13 protein-coding genes are annotated in these 11,655 nt (G+C 72.3%); 8 read left to right on the top strand and 5 right to left on the bottom strand.

Features of this window, described 5'->3' with window-relative positions; translation table 11 throughout:
- On the top strand, positions 1–200 hold a 200-nt coding region (locus tag MFF54_RS25315; protein WP_238306963.1), incomplete at its 5' end, for a hypothetical protein.
- A 323-nt stretch (positions 201–523) separates the two neighbouring features.
- On the opposite strand, the gene prfB is transcribed toward MFF54_RS25315, so the two are convergent.
- Positions 524–1,652 (bottom strand): peptide chain release factor 2 gene (prfB, locus tag MFF54_RS25310; protein ID WP_238306962.1). Its coding sequence is split into 2 segments (ribosomal slippage): positions 524–1,582 and positions 1,584–1,652, totalling 1,128 coding nucleotides; the frame shifts between segments, so codons are not numbered across the junction.
- 211 nt (positions 1,653–1,863) lie between these two features.
- Between prfB and MFF54_RS25305 the strand changes: the two genes are divergently transcribed.
- Positions 1,864–2,202: a DUF3140 domain-containing protein gene (locus tag MFF54_RS25305; RefSeq protein ID WP_238306961.1), complete on the top strand. Its 339-nt coding sequence runs from the start codon at positions 1,864–1,866 to the stop codon at positions 2,200–2,202.
- Between the two features lie 51 nt (positions 2,203–2,253).
- Here the strand turns inward: MFF54_RS25305 and MFF54_RS25300 are convergent, their stop codons facing one another.
- Genes MFF54_RS25300 through MFF54_RS25290 form a run of 3 tightly spaced genes read right to left on the bottom strand, consistent with a single transcriptional unit; the run spans position 2,254 to position 5,192 of the window.
- Entirely contained in the window at positions 2,254–3,522 is a 1,269-nt protein-coding gene (locus MFF54_RS25300) for a glycosyltransferase family 4 protein (RefSeq protein ID WP_238306960.1), read from the bottom strand.
- Positions 3,523–3,537: 15 nt separating this feature from the next.
- Complete coding sequence (locus tag MFF54_RS25295) at positions 3,538–4,371, bottom strand: methyltransferase domain-containing protein (protein ID WP_238306959.1); 834 nt, start codon at positions 4,369–4,371, stop codon at positions 3,538–3,540.
- A gap of 56 nt (positions 4,372–4,427) precedes the next feature.
- Positions 4,428–5,192, bottom strand: a complete 765-nt coding sequence (locus MFF54_RS25290; RefSeq protein WP_238306958.1) for an NAD kinase — start codon at positions 5,190–5,192, stop codon at positions 4,428–4,430.
- Positions 5,193–5,280: 88 nt separating this feature from the next.
- Between MFF54_RS25290 and cutA the strand changes: the two genes are divergently transcribed.
- The 6 genes from cutA to MFF54_RS25260 all read left to right on the top strand — a co-directional run bounded on the left by cutA (position 5,281) and on the right by MFF54_RS25260 (position 8,419).
- Positions 5,281–5,607 (top strand): divalent-cation tolerance protein CutA, encoded by a 327-nt coding sequence (cutA, locus tag MFF54_RS25285; RefSeq protein WP_238306957.1) that lies wholly within the window; start codon positions 5,281–5,283, stop codon positions 5,605–5,607.
- A 609-nt stretch (positions 5,608–6,216) separates the two neighbouring features.
- Positions 6,217–6,426: a cold-shock protein gene (locus MFF54_RS25280; RefSeq protein WP_238306956.1), complete on the top strand. Its 210-nt coding sequence runs from the start codon at positions 6,217–6,219 to the stop codon at positions 6,424–6,426.
- Between the two features lie 102 nt (positions 6,427–6,528).
- Positions 6,529–6,891: a DUF6481 family protein gene (locus MFF54_RS25275; RefSeq protein ID WP_238306955.1), complete on the top strand. Its 363-nt coding sequence runs from the start codon at positions 6,529–6,531 to the stop codon at positions 6,889–6,891.
- Between the two features lie 40 nt (positions 6,892–6,931).
- On the top strand, positions 6,932–7,132 hold the full coding sequence (locus MFF54_RS25270; protein ID WP_238306954.1) for a hypothetical protein: 201 nt from the start codon (positions 6,932–6,934) through the stop codon (positions 7,130–7,132).
- 120 nt (positions 7,133–7,252) lie between these two features.
- A complete protein-coding gene (locus tag MFF54_RS25265; protein WP_238306953.1) occupies positions 7,253–7,417 on the top strand; it encodes a hypothetical protein in 165 nt (54 codons plus the stop codon).
- Positions 7,418–7,819: 402 nt separating this feature from the next.
- Positions 7,820–8,419 (top strand): cysteine hydrolase family protein, encoded by a 600-nt coding sequence (locus MFF54_RS25260; RefSeq protein ID WP_238306952.1) that lies wholly within the window; start codon positions 7,820–7,822, stop codon positions 8,417–8,419.
- Positions 8,420–8,475: 56 nt separating this feature from the next.
- On the opposite strand, the gene MFF54_RS25255 is transcribed toward MFF54_RS25260, so the two are convergent.
- A complete protein-coding gene (locus MFF54_RS25255; protein WP_238306951.1) occupies positions 8,476–11,469 on the bottom strand; it encodes an ATP-binding protein in 2,994 nt (997 codons plus the stop codon).
- Positions 11,470–11,655: the final 186 nt, after the last annotated feature.

Genomic DNA, 11,655 nt, shown 5'->3' with positions numbered 1-11,655 from the left:
TGAAGGGCGACGAGACCGTCACGATCAAGGGGCTGGCCGGCGAGCTGAAGCCGCGCCAGACGCTGACCGCGGAGATCACGTCCGCCGACGGCTCGGTCAAGGAGGTCCCACTGACCTGCCGGATCGATACGCTCGACGAGCTCGAGTACTTCCGCAACGGCGGCATCCTTCCTTACGTGCTGCGCTCGCTCGCGGCGTAAGGCGGAAGCAGACCGCGATGTGACGAGGGCCGCGCCGGGTCATCCGGCGCGGCCCTTTCACGTTGGGGGGCATGGCGGCCGAACCAGCGCGAATCCCTCCCCCCTCTGCGGGGGAGGGTGGCGCCCGAAGGGCGACGGGAGAGGGGACCCCGGCTTCAGAAAGGGGGCGCAACCGTCATGCAGGGCGCAGCCCGACCTTGAAGCGTTCACCCCTCTCCCGACCCTCGCTCACGCGAGGGCCACCCTCCCCCGCAGAGGGGGGAGGGAGAGCGCGGGAACCGCGCGATTGCATGTGAAGCCCGGGGCGGAGCCGGGCTCGCCCGTCAGTCGATATCCTCGACCGCCTCGCCACCGCCGTAGACGCGCTGGGCGAGGGAGGCCTCCATGAACGGGTCGAGGTCGCCGTCGAGCACCTCGTCCGGGTCGGTCGACTGCGTGCCGGTGCGCAGGTCCTTCACGAGCTGGTAGGGCTGCAGCACGTAGCTCCGGATCTGGTGGCCCCAGCCGATATCCGTCTTGGCGGCGGCCTCGGCGTTGGCCTTCTCCTCGCGCTTCTTCAGCTCGGCCTCGTAGAGGCGGGCGCGCAGCATGTTCCAGGCGGTTGCCCGGTTCTTGTGCTGCGAGCGCTCCTGCTGGCAGGCCACCACGATGCCGGTCGGGTTGTGCGTGATGCGCACGGCCGAGTCGGTGGTGTTGACGTGCTGGCCGCCCGCGCCCGACGAGCGGTAGGTGTCGATGCGGCAGTCCGATTCCTTGATCTCGATCTCGATCCGGTCGTCGATGACCGGATAGACCCAGACGGAGGCGAAGCTGGTGTGGCGGCGCGCGTTGGAATCGTAGGGCGAGATGCGCACCAGCCGGTGCACGCCGGACTCGGTCTTGAGCCAGCCATAGGCGTTGTGGCCCTTGATCAGGAGCGTGGCGCCCTTGATCCCGGCCTCGTCACCGTCGGTCATCTCGACCACGTCGACCTTGAACTTCCGGCGCTCGGCCCAGCGCGCGTACATGCGCTGGAGCATGTTGGCCCAGTCCTGGCTCTCGGTGCCGCCCGCGCCCGCATGGACCTCCAGATAGGTGTCGAAGCCGTCGGCCTCGCCCGACAGCAGGGTCTCGACCTGCCGGCTCGCGGCCTCCTTCTCGACGGCCTTGATGGCGGCCTCGCCCTCGCGGATCGAGGCTTCGTCGCCCTCCATCTCGCCGAGCTCGATCAGCGTGGCGCCGTCCTCGAGGTCGCGCTCCAGCTTCCGGATCGCGGTGACGGCCTCGTCGAGCTGCTGGCGCTCGCGCATGACCTTCTGGGCGGCCTCCGGATCGTTCCAGAGGTCGGGATTCTCGGAAGCCGCGTTCAGCTCCGCGAGGCGTTTATCGACGGTGTCCCAGTCAAAGATGCCTCCTCAGCAGCCCTATAGACTGCTTGGCGGCATCCGAGGCTTGCTCGATCTCGGCGCGCATCTTGTGTTTCGCTTGTTCTGGCGGACCCCGAACGGGACCGGTCCGGGGTGATACCGGCAGCCGTCCGCGCCGTAAAGGATCGCGGCCGCCACGCCCTGGGATCCCGCCCTTGATCCCCGCCCTGCGTCGCCGCACCGCACGGATGGGCGCGGCAGGGCCGGGGCGTGGCGCGTTGGTGGCGCGACACGCGAAACCACCACGGAGCCGCCCGATGGCCGAGACCGACCACGCCGAGATCTGGACCGACTTCAACGAGGCCGTGAACATGACGCCGGCCGCGCTCAGGAAGCACCTCGACAGCGAGGCCAGCAAGGCGGTCGGGCAGAAGTCGGACGGGGACGAGTCGACCGGCCACGCCATGGGACGGCGGATCCTGGAGATCAAGGACAAGAAGAAGGCCGACCTCTCGGACGACGACTACGCGGCGATGCGCAAGGTGGTGGGCTACGTCCACCGGCACCTGAAGCAGGGCGGCAAGGCCCGCAACGAGCCGGACTCCGCCTGGCGCATGTCCCTGATGAACTGGGGCCACGACCCGCAGAAGGATTGAGGGGGCACCATTTCCCTCCCCCCTCTGCGGGGGAGGGAGAGCGCGAGGGTGTCAGCGCAGGACTGCCCCGAGCGGCTCCGGCCGGCATGAGCCGAGCACCCAGCCGCCCTCCGCCTCCCGCAGCACGCCCGCATAGACACCGTCCAGCCCGTCGAGGTGGCGGTCGAGCGTCAGCGGGTCGGCCCAGAAGCCGTCGTAGGCGGCGTCCGACATCGCCTGCGCCAGGGCGTCGTCGGCGAGGCGCCGCATCGCGTCGGCGAGGGAATCGGCATCGCCCGAGCGGAACCAGAGGCCGCCGACCCCGTCCGCCACCGCCTCGCGGCCGGCGCAGACGTCGCTGACGATGACGGGCAGCCCCAGCGCCTGCGCCTCCAGCACGGTGAGCGGCTGGCCCTCGTACCAGACGGAGGGGAAGACCAGGGCGCGGGCCTCCCGCATCAGGGCGTGCACCGCGGCCGGCGCCTTCCAGCCGAGGATCGCGGCCTCCGGGTAGCGCGCCCGGATCTCGTCCGCCTGCGGCCCGTCGCCCACGAAGGTCGCGGGGAAGCCGGCCCGGCGCGCCGCCTCGGCGAAGAGGAGCGGGCCCTTCTCGGGCGAGATCCGGCCGACGAAGATGAAGCCGCCCGGCGCGCCGGTCCGGTGCCCGAGGGGCAGGACGTCGACGGGGTTGCCGACCTCGGCGAAGCGGGTGTCCGCGGGCAGGTAGGGCGCCATCGCGCTCCGCTGCAGGCGGCTGATCGTGATGACCGCGTTGGGGCTGCGGGTGAGCCCCGTTCCCTGCATCAGCCAGTGCCGGCCGACCCGCATCAGCTTGCGGGCGTAGCTGCGCGAGTCGCAATTGTGCGCGAGGCAGGCCGGGGAACCGGGCCGGCGATGACAGGGGGCCGAGACGGGATAGTCGTAGAAGCCGCCGTTCGGGCAGGCGAGGTAGTACTCGTGCAGCGTGAACACCACCGGCAGACCGCAGCCGCGCAGCACCGGCCCGATGGAGGGCGAGAGCGCCTTGGCCCAGCCGTGGACGTGGACCACGCTGCCGCGCGGGTCGAGCTCGGCCAGCAGCGCCCGCAGCCGCTCGGCCGCCGTGCGGTTCCAGAGCCATTGCGCGCCGAATCGGGCGAGCGAGTTCGTGCTCGTCACGTCGGCCTGGTCGGTGAGCACCACCGCGACGCCCGCCGCCGCGAGCCGCGGATCGGCTGGCCCCACCGCCGCGAACACGGTGACGGCGTGGCCGCGGGCGGCCAGCCCCAGCGCGCTCTCCACCACCACCTTGGCCTGACCGCCATTGATGGAGGCGTGGTCGGCCACCAGCACGATCTGCATGGCGCGGGCCCTCTCCTACTTGCGCGCCACGACGTAGGCGAAGCTCGTGAAGGTGCGCCAGTCGCGGGCGCGGGCGAGGCGGGTGAAGGCGGCGTCGACCTGCTTCACCACCGGGATCTTCCAGAAGTAGCTGTAGCCGTAGAACGGCAGCACGATCACCTCGCGGAACCCGATCTCCCGCAGGAGCGGCACCAGCGGCGCCTCGGAGCCGCGGCAGAGGTTGTAATGGGCCGGGAACTTCGGGTTGTCGCCGTCGTCGTGCCGGTCCGGGAACAGGGTGTGGACGACGGCCCGGGACAGGCGCTCGGGCATCAGCTCGTTCAGCACGAAGGGCGGTGCGAACAGGGTCGGGAAGAAGCTCAGCGCGACGCCACCCGGCGCCAGGATGTCGTGGACGTTGCGCCACATCCGGGCGACGTCCGGCACGTGCTCCATCACCATGCGGCAATAGGCGAAGTCGAAGCGCTCCCGCCCCACGGTCGCGACCGTGTCGGGCGCGGCGATGTCGCAGCAGAGCTTGGCGAAGGCCGGGGGCGCCAGCATCAGCTCGTGCTCGGAGATGTCGTTGAGCGTGACCGCGAAGCCGTGGCGGCCGAGTTCGTCCGGCGTGAAGAGCGGGTCGCGCCCGCCGCCGATCTCGATGTGCCGGCGCAGGCCGTGGGCTTGCGCCAGCGCCAGCACCATCGGCTTGTAGTTCTCCCAGGCCCAGTTCCAGTCCGAGCTGTAGCCCAGGCCGTCGGCGACCGCCCGCAGGCCGCCCGGCGCGGGTGCGAGGGCTTGAGCGTCGAGGAAGGTCGGGTGCATGTTCATGGGCGCGGCCTTCGGCGTCGGATCGCCGAGACTGGCCACGGACGGCTCAACACTCCGCAAAGATCGAGGGTTAACGAACCCTGGTCACGACGATGTCAGCCGAACTGCTCGCGCAGGATGCGCTCGTCCAGGCTGTGGCCGGGATCGTGCAGCAGGACGAGCTCGGTCCCCCGGTCGAGCCAGGTCTCGACGGTGCAGACCCGGCGGAACTCGGTGTGGTCGGCCACCGCCGCGACGGGGCGGTGGGCGGCGTCGAGCACGTCGACCCGGATCCGGGCGTAGTCGGGCAGGAGCGCGCCGCGCCAGCGCCGGGGCCGGAAGGCCGAGATCGGGGTGAGCGCGAGCAGCTTGGCGTTGAGCGGCAGGATCGGGCCCCCGACCGAGAAGTTGTAGGCGGTCGAGCCCGCGGCGGTGGCGCAGAGCACACCGTCGGCGATCAGCTCCTCCAGCCGGACCTGCCCGTCGATGGCAATCTTCAGCTTGGCGGTCTGGTGGGTCTGGCGCAGCAGGTAGACCTCGTTGATCGCCCGGGCGGTGTGGCTGCGTCCCTCGGTGTCGCGCGCCTCCATCAGCAGCGGGTGGATCACGCTGCGGTGGGCCGCCTCCAGGCGCTCCAGCAGGTCGTCGCGGCGGTACTCGTTCATCAGGAAGCCGACCGTGCCGCGGTTCATGCCGTAGATCGGCTTGGCGCGGTCCATGAAGCGGTGGAGCGCCTGCAGCATCAGGCCGTCGCCGCCCAAGGCCACCACGACGTCGGCCTCCTCGGGGGGCACGTTGTCGTAGCGCCGCATCAGGGTGTCGGCGGCCTCGCGGGCGTCCGGTGTCGGGCTCGCGATGAAGGCGATCGTCTGGAAGCGCATGCGCGTCGGATCCGCCCTCATCCCCGGGTTGACGCCGGCGCGCCGGCTCGCCTCAATCCCGGATCCATCCTCTGCGGAGAGCCATAGCATGGAGCGCGCGCTCCTCGTCTATACCACATTCGCCGATGCCGAGACGGCGCTCGCCGTCGGCGAGAGCCTCGTGCGGGATCGGCTCGCCGCCTGCGTCAACGTCCTGCCGGGGATGCGCTCGGTCTACGCCTGGAAGGGCGCGGTGGAGCGGGGCGCGGAGGTCGTGGCCCTGGTGAAGAGCCGGGAGGGGCTGGGGCCTGAACTCGCGGCGGCGCTGAAGGCGCGCCATCCCTACGAGACGCCGATCATCCTGCACCTGGCCGTGGACGCGGCCGACCCCGACACGCTCGCCTGGATCCTGGCCGAGACAACGGGCGCCGCCTGACCGGACACCGCTGCCCGGCCCCGACGCGACAGCCCTGGGCGGACAATGCGGATCGCGGGCGAGGCGCCTCGCAAGCCCCGAACCGATGAAGCGATCCACGCCGCTCTTTCTCAACGCGAAAGCGGCCGCATCTGACGGCAAAAATCAAATAAAAGCGGCTCTTTTTGAAATTCCGCTTGATGATTCTACCAAAAATCTGTACGTATTAATTCATCGGACCAGATCCTGTCGGCCCGCTCTCTTGCTCTTGATCGAGCGCCGAGTCCGGTTTTCCGCTTTTATCGACGTTTGATCGCTGCACGACCCGCAGCGCCTCCGTTGCACGCCGTGTCGTGCAGCGCTCCGCAATACGCCCGTCGTGCCGCGCGCAGAGCCGACACGGCCCATGGACACGCATGCACCCCATTCCTGATCCGAGGCCCGTGACGGGCCAGTTCCGTTCGCAGGCGGCCGTGAGACCCATCGCCGGCCCCGTACCGTGGAGCCCCCAACCCTGCGGGCTGACCCGCGAAGAACTGCGCAGGATCGTCCTGGCCGCCATCGGCTGACCCCGAGGGCCGCCGGGACGCATCGACGATCACACCAGATACCCAGACAAGAGGAACTTCCATGAACATCGGCACCGTGAAGTGGTTCAACGGCACCAAGGGCTTCGGCTTCATCCAGCCCGAGGACGGCAGCAAGGACGTCTTCGTGCACATCTCGGCCGTCGAGCGGTCCGGCATGCAGACGCTCAGCGAGGGCCAGCGGCTCTCCTTCGAGATGGAGACGGACCGCCGCACCGGCAAGCAATCGGCCGGAAACCTGAAATCCGCCTGAGGTTCGCTCTCGCGACCCTGACGCCATAGGGGGCCGCTCCGGTCGGAGCGGCTTCCTCGATCATCCCATCCGCCGCGGGTGCGGCCCGTACACGGAGTCCACGTGGGTCAATTCAAAGCGAACCAGCTCGTCGACCGCCTCGCCGCCGCCGCCAAGGCGCGGGAGGCGACCATCGCCCGGCTCCGGGCACGGCCCGCGGCCAACGACCCGACCGTCCTCGCGCGGCAGGCAGCCCGCCGGGCGGTCGTTCAGGCCCGCGAGGTTCGGGTCGCGGAGCGGGAGGCGGCGCGCGAGGCCGCCGAGGCCCGCCGCGCGGCAGAGGCGGCCGCCGCACTGGAGCGCCAGGCCGCCGAGGTCGCGCGTCTGGCCGCCGAGCGCGCCGAGCAGCAGGCGCAACTCGCCGCCGCCCAGAAGGCCGCCCGCGACGCACGCTTCGCCGCCCGGAAGGCCAAAGCCCGCCGCTGAAGGGCCGTTCGCCTTCAGCCGAGATCCACGAGGAGGTCCGATGTCCCACAAGTTCAAGGTCGGTCAGCACGTCAGGCAGGCCCGGATCGGCTATGCCGATGCCGGGAGCGTCCCGGGCGCCCTCTTCGTGGTGGTGCGCCTGATGCCGGAGGATCGTACGGGCGAGGTCTCGTACCGCGTCAAGTCGGCGGCCGGCGAGCGAGTCATGCGCGAAGGTGAGATCGCCCTCGCCTCCGGATGAAGTCTACGCCTGATCCGGCTCCATGGCGGGATCAGGCCCGCAAATCCGATTCTACGCGCCCATTTGCAATCGTTCCCGCCGCGCAATCCCGTGCTTTGGGCACCGATGTGGAGGCCGAACATGGCACGCACACCCAGTACAGGCCGGGCGACATCCGTCTCGACGGACGATTTCAACGCGCGCGTGAAGCGGCTCCTCGCCGACAAGCCGGACCCGCGCAAGGCCGACGATCATCGCAGGAACGCGCCGCGCCATCCGAAGCCCGGGCCGAAGCCGTCGGCGTGACGGCCTCGACCGGTCCCTGCCGTCGCGCGGCCGGCCGGAGCCTCGTCGACTACGGTGAGGCTGGTCCAGCAGGATGACGCGGCCCTGCGTGCCCCCGCTGAAAGCCCGGCACGAAGAGGCCCCATGCGCCTGACGCTCTCGCTCGTCCTCATCGCCGCCATAGCCCTGTACGGCGCCTCGTTCCTGCGGACCGCCAAGTCGGCCCCAGCCAAATGGAATCCAGCCGAGTCCAACTCCGCCAAGTCCGCTCCGGTGCCTGAGGCGGGAAGGGCGGATCTCGCGGGAGCGAAGCCTTGGCGCCCGGTTGCACCTATGGTCAGGATGCCGTCCGGGCGGCCAGTGCTAGGGTCCCGCCCCGACGCCGATCGACGCGAACGGATCGGTTGCCAAGGGAGAAGCGGCATGTCGGATCTCGTCACCCTGCGGGGCCTCTCCGGCCTCGACCCGGAGCCCGCACCGCTCGGAGGCTCCGCCCTCGTGCTGGTCGACCTGCAGAACACCTACCGCGAGGGGGTGATGCGGCTCGAAGGCGTCGAACCCGCGCTGCGCGAGGCCGCCGCGCTGCTCGCCCGGGCGCGCGGGGCGGGCATCCCGATCTTCCACATCCAGCACGATGCCGGGCCGGGCTCGCCCTACGATGTCAGGGCGCCGATCGGCCGGATCAGCGACGAGGTCGCCCCGCAGGCCGACGAGCCGGTGATCACTAAAGCCTACCCGAGCGCGTTCGTCGGCACCGACCTTCAGGCGCAGCTGGAGGCGGCGGGCGTGAAGGACGTGGTGCTGGCAGGCTTCATGACGCATATGTGCATCAACTCCACCGCGCGCAGCGCCTTCAGCCTGGGTTTCCGCCCGACCGTGGTCGCCTCGGCGACGGCAACCCGCGACCTGCCCGCGCCGGACGGCTCGATCGTCCCGGCCGGACAGCTGCAAGCGGCGAGCCTGGCCGCCCTCGCCGATCTCTTCGCCGTAGTCGCAGCGCGGCAGACCGATATCCGGGGCTGAGCCGCACGCCGGGGTCATCCGGCCCGGGCGGGGAAGGGCGGCCAGCATCGGCTCCCTCAAGCCCTCCGGGCCGCGCGACCCGGCAGGAGGATCTCGACCAGGGTGCCCTCGTCCTTGCGGCTGGAGATGGAGAGGCGGCCGTCGTTGGCCTCCACCAGGGCCCTGCTCAGGGGCAGGCCGAGGCCGCCGGCCGCCGCGTGGGCGCCGTCGGGGCCGCCGGCCTCCGGACGGCCGCCGCGGAACGGCTCCAGCGCGAAGGCGATCTCCTCCGGGCTCATCCCGATGCCGGTGTCGCGCACCCGCAGGGCCACGGCGCCGCGCTCGGCCGGGTTCGTCGAGACGATGACCTGCCCGCCCGCGCCGGTGAGCCGGATCGCGTTGCCGATGACCAGCCGGGCGGCGCGCGCCAGGGAGGGCTCGTCGGCCTCCAGCGGCGCCAGATCCTCGGCGAAGCTCGTGCGCAGCACGATGCGGCCGCGGGCGGCCTCCGCCTGCATCTCGGCGACACAGGTCGAGACGAGGTCGTTGAGCGGCAGCGGCCGGCGGCTCAGGGGCAGCCCGCCGGTCTCGACGGTGGCGAGATCGACGAGGTCGGCGACCAGCGCGAGCACCTGCTCGCCCGAGGCCCGGATGTCGTTGAGGTAGGAGCGGTAGCGGGCGTGGCCCAGCGGCCCGTAGGGCTCCTTCAGCATCACGTCGGCGAAGCCCAGGATGCCGGTGAGCGGGGTACGGATCTCGCGGTCGAGCTGGGCCAGGAAACGCGCCACGAAGCCCGGTCCTTCCGATCGCACCGGCTCCGGCACGGGCCGCAGCAGCAGCGCCCGCAACCCGCCACCCAGGGCGGCGCTCCGGACCGCGAGGGCGCCGCCCTCGAACGAGACCGGGCACCCGTCCGCCTCCGCCAGGGCGCCGGCCATCTCGGGCGGGACGAGATCGCGCAGCGCAGCCCCCGGCGCCGCGCGCGGATCGCGGCCGAGGAGGTCCGCGGCGGCCCGGTTCAGCGACAGCACCCGGCCCGCCGCATCGGCCACGACGACGCCCTCCGCCACCGCATCCAGCGCGGCGCGCAGAGCGGCGGCGGTGGCATCGGCGTCCCGGCCCGGCAGCGCCGCGACAGGTGGACGGGCCTCCACCCCGGACGCGGCCCCGGACCCCGCCTCGGCGTCCGCGAGCGGACGGAGCAGGAGGGCGGCGGCGGGCCCGCCGGGCCAGGGCATGGCGCCGCGCGCGAGCGCGACCCTCCGCACGGTGCCGTCCCGGGTCTCCAGGGCCCGCGTCGCGTCCTCCGGGAGCGGATCGGGCAGCGGATCGGGGAACAGCCGCGTGAGACCCGCCGCCCGGAGCGCGGCGAGGTCCGGGTAATCGGCGAGGTCGAGGAAGGCCCGGTTGGCCGCCAGGATCTCGGGCCCGCGATGCAGCAGAAGCGGGCCCGGCACCCCATCGAGCAGCGCCGCCGGCTCCGGCTCGGTCCGGACCGAGGCCGACGGGGAGGCGAACGAGAAGGGCATCACTGCGCCCCGCCCGCCCGGGTCCGCGGGCACCGCCTCGTCCGCGTCGTCCGCCGGGTCGCCCGCGTAGCGCACGCCGAGCGCCCGCGCGATTTCCCGGAAGGCGTCGTGCTCGCTCACCGAGAGCGCGGCAGGGGCGGCCTCGGGCTCCAGCAGGTGGTCCGGCTCCGGCAGGTGGTCCGGCTCCGCGGCGAGGCCGGGCTCGGGCGCGTGCTCAGGCGCGACATCCTGCTCCGGGCCGCCTTCGGGCTCCGGCACGACGTCCGGCGCAGCAACCGGGGCAATCGTCGGCGGAGGCTCCGATCCGGAGGCCGGCGCCTGCGCGGCAGGGCGCGCCGGTGCGGTGCGGGCGGGCGGGCCGAACCAGTCCTGCTGGAGCCAGGCGGCGAGGAGCGGCGCCGCCATCGTGGCCATCGCGACCGGATCCGCGCCCAGGCCCCGCCCGAAGGGCGGCGCCAGCGGATAGGGCGGGGCGACGGGGCCGGGCCCCCGCGGCACCGGCACGCCGGATGCCGCCGCTACGGCGGGAGCGGGGGAGGCGACGGCCGGGTCCGGCATCTGCGCAGCACCCGTGCCCTCCCGGGATCCGGTATCCCCCTCGCGAGGCTCGGGCGTGTCCGCCCCGGTGCCGGTCGCCTCGGGCGCGGGCACCATGCCAGCGGCGGGCGGGGCCGGATCTTCAAGGGTTACGCCCCGCACGATGCCGAAGCCGCCGTAGCCCTGAAAGGCCTGGCCCGGCCGGCCGAGGGGCGCACCCGACAGGTCGGCGGCGACGGAGACCCCGCCCTCGAGCGTCAGAACGGCGCCGAGGCCGCGGAAGGTCCGGCGCTGCGCCAGCGCGTCGAGGAAGACCTCCCCCTGGCGGAGACGGCCCGAGGCGGTGAGCTCGGCCCAGGTGACGCCGATGAGGCGGGCGAGCGCGTCGCCCCCGCCGGAGAGCTGCGTGAGCGCGCCCGCAGCGTCGCTGCGCCAGACGAAGCGCCCCCCCGGGCGCGGCGCTGCCGGCTCCCGGTCGGCCGGTTCGGCGGTCTCCGGAGCGGCCGCCGGGGCGTGGTCCTCGACCGGAGGTTCGGCGGGAGGTCCAGCGGGCCTTTCGGCCGCGACGTCGGACGACGTTTCGTCAGGCGTCGGAATGGGCGGGAACCCGGCGCGCAGAGCCGGCAGCTTGCCGACCACCGCCAGCAGGATCAGTCTCCGCCCGTCGGCGGCACGTCCGGGCACGGTACGGCAGAGGGTCGGCGGCGCGAGCCCGCGCGGGTCGAGGCGCAAGCGCAGCATCCGCACCCCAGGGCCGCCCGCGGGCCGGATCTGCCGGGCCAGGGCGGCCGGGAGCACGCCCGCCGGCGCGAGTGCGCGCAACAGGGGTCGCGCCCCCGGCCAGGCGTACACCACCTGCGCGGCGTCCTCCGCAAGCACGAAGCGGATGTCCCCGTCTGTCGGCGATGCGTCGTCCCAGACCGCTCCCAGGCCGGCATCCTCCGGGGCCGAGGCCGCCCCGGAGCCGCTGCTTTCCCTGTCGTTCAACCCTGCGCCCCCGGCCATACGGTCTCATTTAGCGGCAAAAGCCTGACGTCGGCAGTCTTTCTTAGCGCCGCGGGCCGCCCACCCGCTGGACACTTCAATGTCGCGTCACACGTTTACGGCATGTCAACCTTGATGGCGCCGCCACAGTGGCACACCGGGGGCTGGCATTCGGCGTCGCACGTGCTATTGTGCACTGCACAATGC

The organism is Methylobacterium gregans, assembly GCF_022179245.1.
Taxonomy (GTDB): Bacteria; Pseudomonadota; Alphaproteobacteria; order Rhizobiales; family Beijerinckiaceae; genus Methylobacterium; species Methylobacterium gregans.
This window is presented reverse-complemented; position numbering and strand designations above follow the sequence as displayed.